17 protein-coding genes are annotated in these 20140 nt (G+C 30.4%); 12 read left to right on the forward strand and 5 right to left on the reverse strand.

Annotated features, from left to right (window positions below):
• Positions 1-10: 10 nt before the first annotated feature.
• Complete coding sequence (locus KQS_RS12490; protein WP_014389539.1) at positions 11-1771, reverse strand: DUF4270 domain-containing protein; 1761 nt, start codon at positions 1769-1771, stop codon at positions 11-13.
• 54 nt (positions 1772-1825) lie between these two features.
• Positions 1826-2632: a glycogen/starch synthase gene (locus KQS_RS12495; protein ID WP_014389540.1), complete on the reverse strand. Its 807-nt coding sequence runs from the start codon at positions 2630-2632 to the stop codon at positions 1826-1828.
• A 105-nt stretch (positions 2633-2737) separates the two neighbouring features.
• On the opposite strand from KQS_RS12495, the gene panC reads away from it, so the two are divergent.
• Genes panC through radA form a run of 5 tightly spaced genes read left to right on the forward strand, consistent with a single transcriptional unit; the run spans position 2738 to position 7559 of the window.
• The gene (gene panC / locus KQS_RS12500; protein WP_014389541.1) at positions 2738-3583 is read left to right on the forward strand and encodes a pantoate--beta-alanine ligase; all 846 of its coding nucleotides are present in this window, start codon (positions 2738-2740) and stop codon (positions 3581-3583) included.
• Positions 3584-3621: 38 nt separating this feature from the next.
• Entirely contained in the window at positions 3622-3972 is a 351-nt protein-coding gene (panD, locus tag KQS_RS12505) for an aspartate 1-decarboxylase (RefSeq protein ID WP_014389542.1), read from the forward strand.
• Positions 3973-3974: 2 nt separating this feature from the next.
• Positions 3975-4934, forward strand: coding sequence for a lysylphosphatidylglycerol synthase transmembrane domain-containing protein (locus tag KQS_RS12510; RefSeq protein WP_014389543.1), 960 nt, complete (start codon positions 3975-3977; stop codon positions 4932-4934).
• A 39-nt stretch (positions 4935-4973) separates the two neighbouring features.
• Positions 4974-6185: an alpha/beta hydrolase gene (locus tag KQS_RS12515; RefSeq protein ID WP_014389544.1), complete on the forward strand. Its 1212-nt coding sequence runs from the start codon at positions 4974-4976 to the stop codon at positions 6183-6185.
• A gap of 12 nt (positions 6186-6197) precedes the next feature.
• Entirely contained in the window at positions 6198-7559 is a 1362-nt protein-coding gene (gene radA, locus KQS_RS12520; RefSeq protein WP_014389545.1) for a DNA repair protein RadA, read from the forward strand.
• Positions 7560-7614: 55 nt separating this feature from the next.
• Here the strand turns inward: radA and KQS_RS14105 are convergent, their stop codons facing one another.
• Complete coding sequence (locus tag KQS_RS14105; protein ID WP_014389546.1) at positions 7615-9321, reverse strand: autotransporter outer membrane beta-barrel domain-containing protein; 1707 nt, start codon at positions 9319-9321, stop codon at positions 7615-7617.
• A 5-nt stretch (positions 9322-9326) separates the two neighbouring features.
• A complete protein-coding gene (locus KQS_RS12530) occupies positions 9327-9794 on the reverse strand; it encodes a T9SS type A sorting domain-containing protein (RefSeq protein ID WP_014389547.1) in 468 nt (155 codons plus the stop codon).
• Between the two features lie 214 nt (positions 9795-10008).
• Here KQS_RS12530 and KQS_RS12535 point away from each other — a divergent pair, with 214 nt between their 5' ends.
• The 4 genes from KQS_RS12535 to KQS_RS12550 all read left to right on the forward strand — a co-directional run bounded on the left by KQS_RS12535 (position 10009) and on the right by KQS_RS12550 (position 15510).
• Positions 10009-10524: a hypothetical protein gene (locus KQS_RS12535; protein WP_014389548.1), complete on the forward strand. Its 516-nt coding sequence runs from the start codon at positions 10009-10011 to the stop codon at positions 10522-10524.
• Between the two features lie 66 nt (positions 10525-10590).
• On the forward strand, positions 10591-12468 hold the full coding sequence (locus tag KQS_RS12540; protein WP_316929939.1) for a biosynthetic peptidoglycan transglycosylase: 1878 nt from the start codon (positions 10591-10593) through the stop codon (positions 12466-12468).
• Between the two features lie 218 nt (positions 12469-12686).
• A complete protein-coding gene (locus KQS_RS12545; RefSeq protein ID WP_051149682.1) occupies positions 12687-13682 on the forward strand; it encodes a hypothetical protein in 996 nt (331 codons plus the stop codon).
• Between the two features lie 10 nt (positions 13683-13692).
• On the forward strand, positions 13693-15510 hold the full coding sequence (locus KQS_RS12550) for a DUF4139 domain-containing protein (RefSeq protein WP_014389550.1): 1818 nt from the start codon (positions 13693-13695) through the stop codon (positions 15508-15510).
• Positions 15511-15630: 120 nt separating this feature from the next.
• Here the strand turns inward: KQS_RS12550 and KQS_RS12555 are convergent, their stop codons facing one another.
• A complete protein-coding gene (locus KQS_RS12555; RefSeq protein ID WP_014389551.1) occupies positions 15631-16668 on the reverse strand; it encodes an aldo/keto reductase in 1038 nt (345 codons plus the stop codon).
• 93 nt (positions 16669-16761) lie between these two features.
• On the opposite strand from KQS_RS12555, the gene KQS_RS12560 reads away from it, so the two are divergent.
• The 3 genes from KQS_RS12560 to KQS_RS12570 all read left to right on the forward strand — a co-directional run bounded on the left by KQS_RS12560 (position 16762) and on the right by KQS_RS12570 (position 20134).
• On the forward strand, positions 16762-17442 hold the full coding sequence (locus KQS_RS12560; protein WP_014389552.1) for a response regulator transcription factor: 681 nt from the start codon (positions 16762-16764) through the stop codon (positions 17440-17442).
• Complete coding sequence (locus KQS_RS12565) at positions 17439-18806, forward strand: HAMP domain-containing sensor histidine kinase (protein WP_014389553.1); 1368 nt, start codon at positions 17439-17441, stop codon at positions 18804-18806. The genes KQS_RS12560 and KQS_RS12565 overlap by 4 nt, the downstream gene beginning before the upstream one ends.
• Positions 18807-18877: 71 nt before the next feature.
• Positions 18878-20134, forward strand: a complete 1257-nt coding sequence (locus KQS_RS12570; protein WP_014389554.1) for a TolC family protein — start codon at positions 18878-18880, stop codon at positions 20132-20134.
• Positions 20135-20140: the final 6 nt, after the last annotated feature.

Raw genomic sequence — 20140 nt, forward strand, 5'->3', positions numbered from 1 at the left:
TTTTTAAATATTAATCAGGTTTTGTATAATGAATAGTTAATTTTAATCTTTTATCAACATCTAGACTATTAGGTCCATGAATTACAGTTCCTGTTGAAGACATAATTGACGAAACAGGAAAATATTTTATTTCTTTCCCACCAATATTTTTTGAATTTTTAAAATAAAAATTCGACGCAACATTAATAGTCTCTGTTACACACAATCCTAATTTAATATTTTTATTTAAATTTTCATTATCACTATTAAAAATATTATTAATTAAGTTAGTTATTCTTATTTTATATTTAACACCATTTTGTGTGTTTTCTCTGTTTATAACACCACCGAATGTATTTTTATTCAATTTTACATTGCTATTAGTAGTAGGATCAGCAATATAATCAATTAAAGTTTTTTGATTTGTTGCATCAAACAAATACAACCTCAAAGGTTCTTCTGATTTTTTCAAAGGATCCATTATTGATTTATCTACATAAAATTCTATATATGCATCATTAATCATCCACTTCTTACTTCTATATACTTCTAGCTGATCTGCAATTTGATCGCCATCATTGTCCGGTCCAAACAAATCGATATAAACAACAGAACCATTTCCTCCTTTAAGATATAACTTTTCATTCGCACCAAGTAGTGGATTAGATGCTGAAGTATAATCATTTTGAGGAAGATTTAAGTGATCAATAAAACTCTGTTTGAAATTTTCTTGGAACAATGATACTGTATTTGAACCAGAACCAGTACCCATATTAATTTTATAGGTCTTAGAAGTCGCAGTAGTTGAACCAGAAGAGATTGATTTATAATTAATATCTAACTTAGCATTATTAAAATTCAATACCGCCATTGCAGCTTCAACACCTGGTATTTCTTCTACTTTAAAATAAAGCCCTCTAAAATAATCTCTAAAAGAATTGTTGTTAAACAAATTAGATTCCGAAGCATTTAAAATTCTGTTTTTAAAATACTCTCTATTCAGTTCTAAATAAATACCAGGAGCCAATCTTTCTTTAACTACACGTTGAGAAACATCAGACTGATCTGCAATCTCATTCCCCAAAGCATCTACATAAACATAATTACCGCTACCATTTAATTTTCTTTCATAAATTTTTATTTCATTTTTATTGAAATAAAAAAGATCATTTTGACTTACATCAGGACTGTCGTTTAATCTCGCTCCGCCCAATATTGAGTTACCACTACCATCATTTCCTCTTTTTAAACTCTCAATTTCAGCTGTTAGGTCAGAATAATACTTTTGAAGATCCCCATTAGGCTGTGCATTTTGCAAAAAATAGCCGCTTTCATACACACTCAATTTGAATTTTTTATTTTCTAATTGACTTAAATCTTCATCAACATCAAAATTATTACTATAAATAGAATCTAATTTGTACGTAGAATTACCATCAGTATCTGTTGATTCAACCTGACTAAAAAAGGGAACATATAATACAACATTTTCAACTTGAACATTAGTACCAAAATCTGGGTTACCAATTGATAATCCAGCTTGAGTAACAAAACTAGCTGCAGTTGTACCAAATACATCATTCCTATAAATTCCTAGAGGATTAATTGGCAAATTATTCGTTTGTACTTCCCCAGTAGCAACCGTATATGCTTTAATTTCTGTGTTTTGATCTACACTATAATCAAAATGTTCATCACCAACCAAATCAGACCCAACAGTATTAAACTCTTTATCACATGAAATAAAGACTAACGAAATAGCGAGTAATACTAAATTAAAATTTTTCTTCATTTTAAATAATTTAAAAAACTGCCCTCAATTAACTTAAAAACAATCTTTTTATTGTTACAAAACTTCTTTTTTAATAAAATCTAAATAGACATCTTTTAAATTTTCTTTCGGGGTGAAAGGTAAAAAAGGTTTTTTTGATGTTTCTATATATTTTGTTAAATCTGACGACAAGCCTTCAACAGGTATCATTACAGCATCTGAATGATCAATTGTAGCTTTCATCATGTTTTCATAAGTTGGCTGTTTATAAAATTCAATAGCTTCTGCAGGTAAATTATCAAAAGCTAACTTATTTACCATTTCTAAATCTAAAGAACCTTCAAATGATTGATTATACACTGATGAAATAATTTTTGTATCACCAAAAATACCTTCATCTTTATAATAATGCTTCAAATAAATTGGCAATAAAGATGCTAACCAACCGTGCACATGAATTACATCTGGAACCCAATTCAATTTCTTAACTGTTTCAACAACTCCTTTTGCAAAGAAAATAGCTCTTTCATCATTATCAGGGTACATCACCCCTTCCTCATCAGAAAAAGTAGCTTTCCTTTTAAAATAATCATCATTATCAATAAAATAAACCTGAATTCTTTCTTTTGGAATTGAAGCAACTTTTATGATTAAAGGCATGTCCATGTCGTTCACAACAAGATTCATACCCGACAATCTAATCACTTCATGCAACTGATGTCTTCTTTCATTTATATTACCATAACGTGGCATAAAAATTCTAATTTGCCCACCCACTTCATTAATAATTTTAGGCAATTCATATGATTGTAAAGACACCTCATTTTCTGCCAAATAAGGCACTACCTCAGATGATACATACAATATCCTCTTATCAGTCATAAATAAAAAATATTATTATTTGTATTTTTTGATGAGCAAAATTACAAAAAAATATGGACTTATTCACTATATAGTAGTAAGTTTGCATTTCATTTCGGTTAAAACATGAATATATTTAACAAAAAATCTGAGTTAAAAGATTTCCTTAATTCAGTTTCAAAAGGTAAAAAAATTGGGTTCGTACCTACAATGGGAGCACTTCATAAAGGCCATTTATCTTTATTAGAAAAATCGTTACAAGAAAATGAACTGACAGTATTAAGTATATTTGTTAATCCAACCCAATTTAACAATCTTGAAGATTTAGAAAAATACCCTCGAACATTAGAAAAAGATATTGATTTAGTTCAAAAATTATCCGAATCTATTATTGTATTTAACCCTAGTATTGATGATATTTATGAAGGCAACACTAAGTCTTCAAATTTTGTTTATGATGGCTTAGAAAATCAAATGGAAGGCAAGCAAAGACCCGGACATTTTGATGGTGTAGGAACCATATTAACTAAATTATTTGAAATAGTAAAACCTTTTCAAGCTTATTTTGGAGAAAAAGATTTTCAACAACTTCAAATCGTAAAAAAACTTGTTGAAAAACAAAACATTTTAACTAAAATAATAGGATGCCCTATTTTTAGAGAAGATAACGGTTTAGCCATGAGTTCCAGAAATGAACGCTTATCCCAAAATGCAAGAGAAGAAGCATCTATTATATATAAAATCCTTAAAAAGGCTAAACTTTTTTTTGAAAATCATAGCACAGAAGAAACCATTGATTTTGTAAAAAATGAGTTTTTAAATCATCCAAATTTTGAACTTGAATACTTTGAAATTGCAGATGAAGAAACTTTGCTCCCTTGTAAAAACAAAGTGGAGAATAAAAATTACAGAGGATTTATAGCAGTATTTATTGAAAATATTAGATTAATTGATAATATTTCAATGAAATAATTTTCTATTTTGTTATTAGAATTAATTAACTTTGCCCCATGCAAATACAAGTAGTAAAATCAAAAATTCACAGAGTTTCTGTAACTGGAGCCGATTTAAATTATATCGGTAGTATTACTATTGACGAAGCTCTTATGGAAGCCGCAAATATCATTGAAGGTGAAAAAGTTCAAATTGTTAATGTTAACAATGGCGAACGTTTAGAAACTTATGCTATAAAAGGACCTAAAAACACAGGTGAAATTACTCTAAACGGACCGGCTGCTAGGAAAGTTCACAGAGGTGATATCATTATCATTATTTCTTATGGAATTTTAGATTTTGAAGAAGCCAAAACTTTCAAGCCTACATTAGTATTCCCTAACGAAAAAGACAACTCTTTAACTTAATTGTGAAAGAGCATTTAAAAAAATTATTGAGTCTTTCTATTCCATTAGTTATTGGATTAGGAATCATCTATTATCAGTTTTCAACCTTAACCCAAAACGAATTAGATAAAATTAAAGTATGTTTTCAAAAAGCGGATTACACCTTTATTTTTTTATCTCTAATTGTTGCCTTATTTGGCTATTGGTCAAGAGCATACCGATGGAAATACTCTTTAAACCATTTAGGCTATAAGACTAAATTTCACAATGATTTTTTTACGGTATGCGTTTCCTACTTAGTTAATTTAACCATACCTCGATCAGGCGAAATTACTCGTGCCGCTTTACTAAAAAAATATGAAAAAGTTCCTTTTGACAAAGGATTTGGAACTATTGTAGCCGAGAGAATAGTTGATCTTTTAGTCTTTTTACTTTTTGTAATTTTAGCATTTATTCTTCAATTTGAAAAACTTTATGCTTTCTTAGCTTCTAAAATACCTTTTGAAAAAATTATTATTTTAGGAATTTCAATGTCAATTTTAGGAATTATTTTTATTTTGGTATGGATTTATGCCGAATGGAAAATTATTCAAAAATTAAAGGAAAAATTAGCTGGATTAATTGAAGGAATGCAAAGTATTTACAAAATGAAAGACAAATGGAAATACATCTTTCATTCTTTTTTTATTTGGTTTTCCTATTTAATTATGTTTTATGTAACCATATACGCTTTACCTGAAACTTCTAACTTAACTTTTGATATTGTTATTATGGGATTCATCTTTGGAACGCTAGCCGTTGGTTTTACCAATGGTGGTCTAGGAGCCTACCCATTAGCAGTAGCCATGATTTTCTCGATTTTTGGCGTTTCTAAAGATGTGGGAATTGCATTTGGATGGTTAACTTGGACTTCACAAACAATTTTAACAATTTTCTTAGGACTACTATCTTATTTATTCTTACCTATTTTAAATAAAAAATAAATTAGTAAATTGCTAATCTATTTTTAACACCCATTAACCATGAAAATTAAAGCATTATTCGTGTTGCTGTTTTTGTCTATTGCATCATTGGCACAAAAAGTAGACGACAAAATTTTTTCAAAAAAATTAAATGGAGAACGAACTTTTTCTATTTATACACCACCATCTTACGAAAGCAATACTAAGAAAAATTATCCCGTATTAGTTTTATTAGACGGGGAATACCTAGCGGATCCTTTTTCAGGAATTTTAAAATATGGCAATTATTGGGATGATTTACCCGAAATGATAATTGTGGCTATAAATCAAAATTATGGTGAAACACGATTCAATGATAGCGAATATGGAGAAGATGGACTACCTGCTAATTCTGGTGCAAAATTCTTTGAATTCATTGGATTTGAGTTATTGCCTTATGTACAAAGTAAATACAGAACATTACCATTTAGAATGATTGCTGGACACGACACGACTGCTGGCTTCTTGAATTTTTACTTATATAAAGACGATCCTATTTTTAATGCATTCATATCTTTATCTCCCGAAATGGCTCCATTAATGGAAGACAGAATAGCTGAAAGATTATCAAAAATTCAAAAACCAATTTTTTATTATCATGCTACATCAACAGGTGACTTAGAAGAAATTCAAGAAAAAACTAAAAAATTAGATGATTTTGCAAAAGAAATAAAAAATCCAAATGTAATTTACCGATATGATGTGTTTAAAAACACTTCTCATTATTCTTTAGTTGCAGAGGCCATTCCAAGTGCTTTTTATTTCATTTTTAATGGATACCAACCTATTTCAAAATTAGAATTCAATGAGAAAATTTTAAAATTAGAAAAAGGATATGCTCAGTATTTAATTGACAAATACGATTATATTGAGAAAAAAATCGGAATAAAAATGCAACCTCGTATGTCTGACTTTAAAGCTATTGAAGCAGCCATTTTAAAAAATAAAGCTTACGATGAATTTCAATTGTTAGCTGATTATTCAGACAAACAATATCCGAAAACAATGCTTGGAACCTATCAACGAGGATTGTATTTTGAAAAAACTGGAGATAATAAAAGAGCCATAAAAGAATATTTAAGAGCTTATACACAAGAACCAATTGGTGATTTAACCAAAGATTATTTAATGGATAGAGCCGAAGCATTAAAAGGTAAAAAAGACGCTCCAAAAGAAGAGGAAACTCCAGCTCCTACTGAAGAAACTCCTACCGAAGAACAGAAAAAAGAATAATTTATTTTAAAAATGGCAAAACTTAAAACTTCTTTTTATTGTCAAAACTGCGGTACAAATTTCTCTAAATGGTTAGGACAGTGTACTTCGTGTAAACAGTGGAATACTATAGTTGAAGAAATCATTCAAAAGGAAGAAAAACAGGCTTGGCGGTCACAATCATCTGAAAACAAAAAAGCACCAAAGCCATTAAAAATAAATGAAATAAGTACTTCAGAAGAGGTACGGTTAAACACAACCGATAGCGAATTAAATCGAGTTTTAGGGGGTGGTCTTGTACCTGGTTCATTAACCCTATTAGGGGGTGAACCAGGGATAGGAAAAAGCACCTTGCTTTTACAAATTTCATTACGTCTACCCTATAAAACGCTATATGTTTCTGGTGAAGAAAGCCAAAAACAAATTAAAATGCGAGCCGAGAGAATTACACATCAATCCGACAATTGTTTCATTTTAACCGAAACAAAAACACAAAACATCTTTCGTCAAATCGAAGAAATTGAACCTGAAGTAGTAATTATAGACTCCATTCAAACCCTTCAAACCGATTATATTGAATCTTCTGCAGGTAGTATTTCTCAAATTAGAGAATGTACGGCTGAACTCATCAAATTTGCAAAAGAAACCAATGTACCTGTTATATTAATAGGACACATTACCAAAGATGGTACAATTGCAGGTCCAAAGATATTGGAACACATGGTTGATACCGTTTTACAATTTGAAGGCGACAGAAATCATGTCTACCGAATTTTACGTTCCTTAAAAAATCGTTTTGGATCAACAGCAGAATTAGGCATCTATGAAATGCAAGGTTCAGGGTTACGAGAAGTTTCTAATCCTTCTGAAATATTAATTTCCAACAAAGAAAATTATCTTTCAGGAACAGCCATTGCAACCACTCTTGAAGGGATGCGTCCACTGATGATAGAAATTCAAGCCTTAGTTTCTACTGCAGTTTATGGCACCCCTCAACGAAGCACTACTGGTTACAATTTAAAAAGGTTGAACATGATTTTGGCTGTATTAGAAAAACGAGCAGGATTTAGATTAGGCGCCAAAGATGTCTTTTTAAATATTACAGGTGGAATTTCGGTTGACGATCCGGCTATAGATTTAGCCGTAGTTGCTGCCATTTTATCTTCCAACGAAGACATTACGATTGATAAAGATTTTTGCTTTGCAGGTGAAGTTGGTCTTACTGGAGAAATTAGGCCTGTAAATCGAGTGGAACAACGTATACAAGAAGCTGAAAAATTAGGTTTTTCAACAATTTTTGTTTCAAAATACAATAAAATTACCCCACAAGATTATAAGATTGATGTTCGATTAGTGGCAAAAATTGAAGATTTAGTTCAGGAATTATTTGGATAAAAAAAGGCTTCAGAATTGAAGCCTTTTTATTAATATCTCTATTACTTGTTATTGTTTATTCTTTCGGACGAATTACTTTTGATAAACTTTCTGGCATTAATCCAAATTGTAAATTAGTTCCATTCCACCAAATTGCTTTACCTTTTCCTGTTAAGTTAGCTCCATCATTAAATAAAACCTCTTGTATATTTTTATCAAATTCAGAATTTGTAACCATTTTGGTAGCTTCCTCAACTTTGTTATCAATTCTATTCCCAACTGAAATCCATGAAACTACTACATTACTTGTTCCATTATTCATTTCTTTAATAGTAAATCCATTTTTATCAACAGCAGCAATATAAACTCCATTACAATTTCCTTTTGGGGTTACTGTTACTTCAGGCTCTTCACCAAGTAAAGCAGAATAATTTCTATCAAATGAAACTCGAGCTTCACCATTAACTAATTGAATTTTTCCTTTAGAATAAATTGTAGACTCAACACTAGTTACCGCATAAACCGCTGTTTTTGCTTGGTTTTCAGCACCAACTAATTCAATATTTTTACCTAAAGTATATACATTTCCTGAATTATACGTAGAAAAAAGATCTCCAGAATTAATTTGGCCAACTACATTTCCACTTGACATAGAACCTATCATTCCAAAGAAACCACCTCCTACACCTTGCATTAAATTATTTGCTAATCGTCCAGTTCCACTACTATAGGCATTTGATCCATATACTCCAAAATATGTACTAGCAGCAGACTTATATCCTAAAGAACCCCAATAACTTCCATAAATCTCCCCTCCAATTACTCCTCCTGTTCGTGTAAAATCATTATAGTTCCATCCGCCTACTCCAGAAGAGTATTGGTCTCCCCAAAAAGACATCCCTGCAACCCCTGTATTACCACCATTCTGTCCATAACTAGATCCATCATTTTGATTATTACGATCACGATACCCATAGATTGATGTCTGTCCATCCCCATTTGCTGTTTGTTGTTGACGATATACAAATAATTGAGAATTGGCTTGAACAGGATAATTAATACTCACCGAAGTCCCATTATCTTGTATCATTGAGTTACCTATTATACCTGCAGGTCCATTAGTGAATTTAGTATGATAATTTGTGTTCCCTGTACCTGTAACTCCAGTAGCACCAGAAACTGTTAGATTTCCAGAAGCATCTGTTAAAACTACACGTGTACCAGTACCCACCAATGAAGTTACACGTTCATTAGTAGTCACAGAAGTTCCTACTACAGTATGAGTGTTAGTTCCATTATCCCAAATGTTATTTGAACTCCCAGAGGCTACACCTGCATTATTATATGTTATTTGCATATCCGATCCTGCAGGAGCTGTAGTTCCAGATTTTGCTGCATAAAGCGCATAAGGTACACTCATCATTTGAGAAGTACCCGTAATCGAATACGAAGTACCACCTGTTGGATCCGTTTCCGTTTTAATAAAATAAGGCCCAGCCCCCCAATCAATTGTTGCCATTGATCCAGAAACAACTGTTCCTTCACCAATACTTAAAGTTAGTAAACCATTGGCATTAGTTGAAACAGTATGTGTTTCTACGTATACAGCTGTTCCAGCAACCGAACCTTGCAATATACTTACTCGCGTACCTACACTTGCGTTTGAAACTAGTGCATTCGATGCATTCCTAACAACAGCCTGATAAGAAAATTTTTGCGGTGCTTGTGCAAAAGCTACTAGGCTTAAAAACAAAAAAAGTATTGTGAATTTAGTATTTTTCATAATTATTATTTTTTAATTATTTTAAAAGTTTTAACGTTTGTCCCTAATTCATTGATTTTTAATATATAAATAGAGGACGCTAATTGTGAAACATCAATAACCGTTTCACTGTTTGTTATTTTTCCTATTTGAATTTGTTTACCTGTTACATCATACATTTCATAAGAAAGTTGATTAAAATTGATCGAATTACTCAATGTTAAAGTAATGTTGTGAACCGTTGGATTAGGAAACAAACTCATTTCGTAATCACTTACAAAGGATGAAGCCGATAAAGTATAAATTTCTATAGGTTGTTGCACGCCTTGGGACATTGCCCCATTAGTACCATTCAGCTCTGTAATTGCTGTTTGACCTAGAGAAAAACTAACCGACCCTCCTGACCCCGAACCATTGCCTCCTGCTATAACAAAGTCTTGCTGTGCAAAGCTAAAGGCACTTGATAATAAGATTAAGAGAATAATTTTTTTCATAAATTAGATTTTAAAATTTTAGTTAAATGTATTTCATAATTCTATACAAAAAATAGTATTAAACACCAAGTCGCTTTTCTTATGAATAAAAGCTTAAAAATGGGGTATGAAATAGTTTAAGATGAAGTTGTGATTAAATTAAATTATTTGCAACTTTTGTTGTACTTTGCACACAACTTGATTCGTTTAACTCAGTTAATGAAGATCTCTGAAAATGAAATCGAAAGCAGAAATAGTGCAACTCCTTCAAACCTATCATGAATTAGGGCAAACAGAACAGGCTGCCTTATTTCTAATTGATGAATTCGAACTTAATCAACCTAATTTTGCCAGAATCCTATTACGTGAAAAAGCAGATCCAAGTTATATCTTATTTACTGCAGAAGGTGAAATAGGTGAACCTATTTCTATTCGCATTCCAGAAAACGCATTTGAATTTCAATTTGAGCTCATGATTAACTTATTAGCTCATGAAATGGTACATGTAATACAAAAGTCTAAACTTTACAGTATCCAAATAAGGGAAGAACGAGAATGGCAAGCCTATTATGAAATGTGTTTTCACAAGCTGTTTCCCAAAGTACCTAATGCATCTAAAGGACACCGCCTATTTTTTGCAAATAAAGCATTAGAGTATTATAATAGAATGCCAAAAGATGGTGAATTACAACAAAAATATGCCAATCAAAAAGTGGAAATTGAACGATTCATAGCCTCACTTTCTAAATGATTTATGAAGAAAAAAATTAAAAAAATAAGCCTGATATTACTTTGTATAATCACACTTTCATTTCTATTGAGTTATATTTTTAGAAATGAAATTTTAGTTTATGCAATAGAAAAAATCCAAAATAAAGTAAGTCAAAAATACGATTGTACTTTTAAAATTGGCCAAGCCGAATTAATTGGAATTTCAGGAATAGAAATGCATAATATTTCTCTTAAACCTAATAATGCCGACACTTTACTTGCTGTTAACACCATAAAAACTAAAATCAATCTTTTTGAAATAATTACTGGCGATTTACAAATTAATAATTTAGAAATGCATGATGGTTATATTCAATTGGTAAAAAACAAAAATGGAAGAAACTTTGATGCCTTTTTAAAAAAAGACACATTGTCTACTTCAACTTCAAAAAAAAATTATGCTAAAACAGCCTATAAATTAATTTCTAAGGTTTTGAATTTAATTCCTTCTGAAATGAAATTGAACAATTTGTCATTAAAAATTGATGACATGGGAAGAAAAGTAGGTTTCAATATGCAACAATTAGAATTACAAAACGAAAAATTGAATTCAAAAATTATCGTTACCAGTGCATCTGAAAAACAAACTTGGCTATTAGATGGCAGGGCTAATCCAAGAGAAATGAAATCTGATTTACGCTTTCATAGTGCAGATACTTCTTCAATTAAAATTCCTTATATAGAAGAACGACTCGGATTAAAATCTAATTTCAAAAACATTCATTTACAACTCAACAATATTGATTATTCAAGCAATGAATTACATATTGATGGAGTTGCTTCTATTAATCAATTTACAATTAACCATCCAAAAATTGCTTCCAAAGATGTGGTAATTGATAAAGCAAAATTTGATTATAAATTTCTTCTAGGTACTGATTTCATTTCTATCGACAGTACCTCAACGGCACAATTAAATGAAATAAAAGTACAACCATTTGTAGAATACAATACAGAAGAAGATACCATTTACAAATTGAAAATTAAAATTCCAGAAACCCAAGCCCAAGCTTTTATCACTTCATTACCTAAAGGCTTATTTCGACATTTTGAAGGCATGGAAGCAAAAGGAAGTTTTAGCTATAATTTGGATTTTGAATTCAATAAAAACAAGCCTAATAATTTAATCTTTGACAGTCAATTTCATAAAAACAATTTACAAATAGTAAAATATGGAGAAGCAGATTTAGAAAAATTAAATCATGAATTTACTTATCGTGCCATAGAAAACGGAATTTTACAGAGACCAATCATCGTTGGGCAATCCAACCCTCATTTTACTTCCTATGAAGAACTTCCAACTGTTTTAAAAAATGCCGTACTTACCAGTGAAGACCCCTCTTTTATGAAACATAGAGGTTTTATTACGGAAGCCTTTAAACAATCTATAATTAAGAACATTAAAACTAAAAAATTTGCTCGTGGCGCCAGTACCATAAGTATGCAATTAATTAAAAATGTTTTTTTAACCCGTGAAAAAACATTGTCTAGAAAGTTAGAAGAAATTTTATTAGTATATATTCTAGAAAACAACCGAATTACTTCTAAAGAGCGCATGTTAGAAGTCTATTTCAACATTATTGAATGGGGACCAAATGTTTATGGTATTGGAGAAGCTGCTGTGTTTTACTTTAATAAAAAACCGCAAGAATTAAATTTAAATGAGTGTTTGTTTTTAGCAACTATAGTTCCCAAACCAAAAAAATTCATGTGGCAATTTGATGCAACAGGAAATCAAAAAGACTATGTTGTAAAAAATCAAAATTTTATTAAAAACTTAATGTTGAAACGTGGTTTATTGATGGAAACAGATACGATTGGCCAATCAATTCCAATACAAATTACTGGCAACGCACGCTCATTTCTAAAAATTAAATTGGTAGAAAAAGATACAATTCAAGCAACAGAAGAAATCGAATTTTAATTTTTTTTTAATTCCATTCCAACCTTTTCAACCTTTTTATAATCTATATAAGAAACAAGTAAATTATATAGGTTATGAAAAATATCATTTTAACAACTACATTTTTTTTAATGGGATTATTAAGTTGTAATTCGAAAACAACTCCAATTGAAATCACAAAACCAATTGAAAATTAATCTAAAATTCAGGTTGCTTTATTATTAGACACTTCTAATAGTATGGATGGATTAATTGAACAAGCCAAATCAAGACTTTGGAATATCGTAAATACGTTGACTACACTAAAATACGAAGGAAAGAATCCGGTTATTGAAATTTCATTATATGAATATGGAAATGATGGATTAGCTGCCGAAGGTAACTTCATAAGACAAGTAACTCCACTAACCAAAGATTTAGATTTAATTTCTGAAAAACTATTTTCACTTCGCACTAATGGAGGGTCAGAATATTGTGGCGCAGTAATACAACAAGCGACGAAAGATTTAAAATGGGAAGATGGAAAAGGCGTGATGAAATTAATTTACATAGCAGGGAATGAATCATTTAAACAAGGCCCAATTGTTTCTAACGAAGCTGTCACACAAGCCTTAAAAAACAATATATATGTGAATACTATTTTTTGTGGAGACAAAAATGAAGGAATTCAGTTATTTTGGAAAGAAGGTGCCGATTTAGCAACTGGAAAATACTTCAACATTAACAGTAACCTTTCTGTTCAATACATTGTAACTCCTTATGATGTGAAAATAAATGAATGCAATACCAAAATTAACGCGACTTATATAGGGTACGGAACAGAAGGAAAATACAAAAAAATGAATCAGGCCGTACAAGATAAAAATGCTGAAAGTATTTCTACCGCCAATTTCACAGAAAGAACCGTGAGTAAATCAAAAGCTGTTTATTCTAATGAAAATTGGGACTTAGTGGATCGTTTAAAAGAAGACAAAGATGCCTTAACAAAAATTAAAAAAGAGGATTTACCTGCTGAATTGAAAAATAAAACTACTGCTGAAATTAAAAAAATTGTTGAAGAAAAAACAAAAGAAAGAGAAACCATTCAAAAAGAAATTGCAGCATTGGCAAAACAAAGACAAGCATATTTAGATGCAGAAAATAAAAAACAAAATGTGCAAGATGATTTAGGGGTAACTATTACTACTTCAATAACTGAATTAGCAAAAACAAAAGGATTTACAGTAACAAAATAATAAACTACTTATGAAAATTAAAATCTCTATAATAACTTGCTTTTGTGTTTTAGCAGCTTTTGCACAAAAACCTTTTTTTACTACTGCAAAAACTAAAGCAGCCACCGTTTATTTTAGTGGAGCTGAATTGATGCAAACCACTTCTTTAAATCTTCCCGTAGGTACGCATGAAGTTGTTATTAAAAATGTGGCCGATCAATTGAATGAAAACACCATTCAAATTGGTGCACCAAGTACCTTGACCATCCTATCCATTCAATTTACTCAAAACTATATTTCGGAATATGAAATTGACGAAAATAATCCATCTATAAAAAAAGTACGTGATAGTATTGAACTACTTCAAAAATCCAAATTAAGGCATACAAACGAACGAACTTCGCATTCAAAAACCATTGAATTATTGGATAAAAACCAACAAATTTCGGGTCAAAATTCAAGTATAAATGTTGCTGAATTAATGAAATTGGTAGAGTATTATAATGCCAAACGTACCCAGTTGAATAATGCCATGAATGAGTTATCGGACAAAGAAGCAACACTCCAAAAAAAGATTGATTTATTAAATAAAAAACTAGAAATCAATACTGAAAAAGAAGAAAAAGCTTCTAAAGGAAAATTGGTTTTACAAGTCATGAATGAAGTGGCAGGAATTGTGAATTTAGACGTTAGTTATATTACCAATAATGCGTCATGGCAACCGTTTTATGATTTAAGAGCAGAAAACACTTCATCTCCAATCAATTTATTGTACAAAGGAAAAGTAATGCAAAACACAGGGGTGGATTGGAAAAAAGTAAAATTAGCTTTATCCAATGGCAACCCTAACCAAAGTAATACGGCTCCTATTTTGAGTGCTTGGTTTTTACGATACGGTTATCCTAATCAGATGTATTATCAAAATGCGCCCGTGAGTAATACCATTCAATCATTGAGTGGTAGTGTTTCTGGATTACAAATAAATGAAAATAAAGATTTTGAATCAAGAATTGTATTGAGAGGCAATCGAAGTATTACTGGTGAGAATAACGCATTAGTAGTAATAGATGGACAAATTTCAAATCAATCCGTTTTAACACAATTGCCTCCAGAAGTTATAAAATCAGTTAATGTGTTAAAAGGAGCGCAAGGAGCGGCACTTTATGGTGCACAAGGAGTAAATGGCGTTATACAAGTCTCAACAAAAGATATGAATGATTATACTTCAATTGAAGAAAACCAACTCAACATTACTTTTGATATTGATATTCCGTATGATATTTTGTCGAATGGAAAAATGCACAGTGTGGCTTTGAAAGATTTGAAATTACCTGCAACGTATAAATATTACGCAGTTCCAAAAATGGAAAAAGAAGCGTTTTTATTAGCGGAATTAAATGACTATGGTAAATACAATTTGCTACCAGGAGAAGCCAACATCATTTTTGAAGGCATGAATGTAGGGAAAACCTATATCAATCCAAACCAAACGCAAGATACTTTGAATTTGAGTATGGGTAGAGATAAAAAAATTGCCATTAAACGTGAAAAAGTGATTGATAAATCGGGAACTAAATTCTTATCGTCTTATAAAGAACAAACCTTTACGTATGATATTACGGTAAGAAACAACAAAAAAGAAGAAATTCAAATGTTATTGAAAGACCAATTCCCGTTAAGTACGGATAAAGACATCACGATTGAATATTTAGATAAAGATGGGGCTAAACACAATGAAGAAACAGGCGTTTTAACTTGGGAAATCAAACTTAAACCCAATGAAACTAAGAAATACCGAATTAGTTACAAAGTGAAGCATCCTAAAGACAAAGTCATAGGAAATCTTTAAAAGATCTTTTTAAACTAAGTTTTGGTTCTCAATAGGAAATTGAATATAAAACTAAACCCGACAGGTTGTTAAAACTTGTCGGGTTTTAAATTGATATTAAAACCAAAGATTGCTCCTAAATTAAGGTGCTGGATTTGGAATCATCTCTTGTATCTTATTAATTTCATTAAGTACCTCATCAGTTAATAGCACATCAAACGCATTGATATTTTCTTCTAATTGATCAATTGACGTGGCACCAATGATAGTTGACGTTACAAACGATTGATGATGAACAAAAGCTATGGCTAATTCAGTTGGTGTTAAGCCAACAGAATCGGCTAATTCTTTATATAATTTGGTAGCTTTAAAACAGTTATCATTGGTATAGCGGACAAAATTTTTAAACAATGTCATACGGGCATTTTCCGGATAACCATTTAAATACTTCCCTGAAAGAAAACCAAAACCTAAAGGCGAATACGCTAACAGTCCTACTTCCTCACGCATGCATATTTCTGAAAGTCCTACTTCAAATAATCGATTTAACAAGGAATACGGATTTTGAATAGTCGCAATTCTTGGTAATCCATGTTTTTCACTTTCGTTTAAAAACTTCATTACACCCCAAGGATTTTCATTAGAAACACCAATATATTTAATCTTACCTTCTTTAATTAATCCATCAAAAATCGTTAAAACCTCAGCAATATTTTCTTTCCAGCTGGTATCAATTTTTTCTAAGCCTCTTTTTTGAAACATATTCATGATTCGTTCAGGCCAATGCAATTGATACAAATCAATAGAATCTATCTGCAGTTGTTTTAAACTCAATTCAACCGCTTCGCTAATACTTTTTTTAGAAAAATCTAGTGGCTGTCTGATGTAACTCATCCCACGATTGGGCCCCGCAATTTTAGTAGCAATCACTAATTGATCTCTTTTGTGTTTATTTTTAGCTAACCAAGTCCCAATATAGCGTTCGGTACTACCAAAAATGTGTTCATTTCCACCAATTGGGTACATTTCTGCCGTATCAATAAAATTAATCCCTCTTTCAAAAGCATAATCTAATTGCGCATGCGCTTCTGCTTCGGTATTTTGATTCCCAAAAGTCATCGTTCCCAAGCATATTTTGCTAACTTTTAAATTAGTATGAGGTAATAAAGTTTGTTTCATCGCGATTTTTTTAGCAAAAGTACAAACATAAAAACTATTTTAATTCATTATTTTGTTTAAAAACTTTCCACTAATTTTACAAAAATATAGCACATGAGAGTTTTAGTATTAGAAGATGATTTAATTTTATCAAATGAAGTAGTCACTTATTTAAAATCGATGCATATTGATTGTGATGCTGTCTTTGATGGTGAATTATTTTTTAGACAAATAAACAATGAAACTTATGATCTTTACATTTTAGATATTAATGTACCTAAACTAAATGGTTTAGATGTTTGCAAAAAAATAAGAGAAACAGATAAAAACACTCCAATTTTAATGTTAACTGCCTATAGAGAAATTCAGGACAAATTAGACGCTTTTACCTTTGGTGCAGACGATTATTTAGTCAAACCCTTTCACTTTGACGAGTTGTATGTACGTCTTTTATCTTTACATAGAAGAAGTACAACCAAACAAGAAGACCATCAAATTATTAAAATTAAGGACTTAGAAATTGATTTGGACGAATCCAAGGTAAAAAGAAATCAAGAAGTTATTGAACTAACTCCAAAAGAATTTCAGTTATTGGTTATATTAGCAAAAGCGAAAGGAAGAACCCTTTCCAAAAATGCTATTGCGGAGCAAATTTGGGATGTTCATTTTGAAAGTAACCTAAACACCATTGAAGTATATATTAATTTTTTAAGAAAAAAAATAGATAAAAATTTTGAGGAAAAATTAATTTTAACCCGACCAGGGTTTGGATATTATATCAACGTAGAAGAATGACTTTAAAAAGAAAAGTAGCCATTAATATTTCCCTTGCCTTTTCCTTATTATTTGGACTGGCAGCCATTTTTGTTTATTTAAGATTTACTGATTTTAGAAAGGTAGAATTTGAAGAAAAACTTGAAAACAAAGCTTATAACACAGCAAAATTAGTTGACGAAATTAAACGTATTGACAATGTTACACTTCAAATTTTAGATCGAAAAACATTAAATAAAATTAATAACGAGAAGATTTTAGTATTTGATGCTAATTACCAATTAATTTATACTAGTATTGATGATGCAAAAATTAATTGGACTAAAAATGATTTGTTACTACTCAATAAAAAAAGAACATTTTTTAGGACTATTGATGATAAAGAACTGCTTGGAGTACGATTCGACTTTAGTAAAAGTGACCGCTACTATGTATTAATACTTGGGCAAGATAAATATGGGATTTCCAAAATGAATTTCTTACTGGTTTCATTAATAGTTTCTTTTGTAATTAGTATATTATTTATTTGGACATTTACCTATTTCTTAATTAAAAAATCCTTACAACCTTTAGATGATTTTCAAGAAAAAATCACATCAATTTCTGCTAACCAACTAAATTTAAAATTGCCTGAAAGTAATACTAAAAACGAAATTGACTTACTAACGAAAGCTTTCAACAACATGCTAGATCGATTAGAAAAATCATTTAGTATGCAAAAAGAATTCACTTCAAATGCTTCACACGAATTATACACTCCCTTGACTCGGATTGCTCTCCAAATAGAAAATTTAATGACTAAAGAAGAACATTCTGAAGGAACAAAAAAATATTTAAAAAACATTAATAATGATATTCATCAAGTAGCCGATTTAATTAATGCTTTATTACTTTTAGCAAAAGTTGAAAGATCTGAAATTAACAAGAACTTTAAACCTATCAGAATAGATGATATCATTTTGCAAGCCAATGAATTAACTGCTAAAAATTATCCTGAATTAATTGTTCATTTTGAAATTATTGATCATACAGACATGGATAATCCATTGGAAATTAAAGGAAATCAAGCCTTGTTAGTGATTGTATTTACAAACTTAATTAAAAATGGTTTTTTATACTCAGAAGACAAAAAAGTGAATATTACAATTCATCAAAAATCGGTTAAAGAATTAGCTGTATCAATAGAAAATAATGGGCCTTCTATACCCGTTGAAGATCAATCTAAAATATTTGATTCTTTTGTTCGAGGTAAAAATGCTACAAATACACAAGGAAGTGGAATTGGACTTAGAATTGTAAAAAGAATCTTAGAATATCACAATGCTCAAATCACTTACAGGTACAGTAATCAATCCAACATTTTCACCATAAATTTCTCAATTTAAGTTTTTTTTAAGGAGATTTTAAAGCACATTTAAGTTCGTCAATTGAACTTTGTACCAATAATTTATTTCCTATGAAAACTAAATTAATTGGTCTTTTTTTATGCACCTTTTTTGCCCAAATCTTTGCCCAAAATAAACTCTCTATTGCGGAAAGTGAGTCCTTGTTTTTGAAAAACAATTTATACTTACTTGCGAATCATTATAATATAGATATCAGTGAAGCACAAATTTTACAAGCCAAAATTTGGGATAATCCTCAATTTGGATTGGAAGTTAATGCTTGGGCACCAAATAACGAACAAAAATTTTTCAATGTAAACCAACAAGGTCAAAAATCGGCTTATATTCAACAACTTATTCATATTGGCGGACAAAGAAAAAACGCTATAGAATTAGCTAAATCGAATGCTAAATTAGCTAATTATGATTTTGAAATCTTATTGCGAGAATTGAAATTTCAATTGCGTCAAAGTTATTTTGAAATCTATTTTGACACCAAATCTGTTCAAGAATTAGACAAGCAATTGATCAATATAAAATCGGTAATAAATGCCTATTCTGAACAAAACAAAAAAGGAAATATCTCATTAAAAGACTTAGTTCGATTACAAAATCTTCAATTAAATCTTCAAAAAAACAGAACGGAAATAATCAATAATATTAATGAAAACAAAAAATCACTTAATTTATTACTTGGTTATTCAGGACAAGAAAACTACGTACTTGAGCCATCAACAGATGAAATAAAAATCTATGAAAAAGAAGTATTTGATGACCTCTTGAACTTACAAAAAACAGCATTAGAAAACAGACCCGATTTCAAAAAAGCAGCTACACAAATTGAAAATGCCTCTATTAATTTAAAACTACAAAAATCTCTGGCTATTCCTGATTTAACATTAGGTGCTAGTTATGACCAGAGAGGAGGGGCTTTTAACAATCAGACGAACTTAACTTTAGCTTTTCCTTTACCACTTTGGAACAAAAATAAAGGCAATATTAAATCTGCAAAATTTGAAATAGAACAAGCAGAACAACAAAAAGAAATGGCAACAATTGAAATAAAAAATGAAGTAAAATTAGCTTTAGATAAATTTCAAGAACAAAAAACAAACTTTCAAATTACTAAAACAGAAATTCCTTCGAATCTTGATACTGTTTACCAAGGGGTATATACAAACTTTGTGAAACGAAACATCTCGCTATTAGAATTTACAGATTTTCTTGAAAGCTACAATGAAAGTATCATTTCTATAAACAACATTAAAAAGGCCTACTTAAAAACCTGCGAAGAATTAAATTATACAACCGCGTCAAAAATTTTCTAAAAAAAA

The sequence above is a fragment of the Flavobacterium indicum GPTSA100-9 = DSM 17447 genome, assembly GCF_000455605.1.
Classification (GTDB): Bacteria; Bacteroidota; Bacteroidia; order Flavobacteriales; family Flavobacteriaceae; genus Flavobacterium; species Flavobacterium indicum.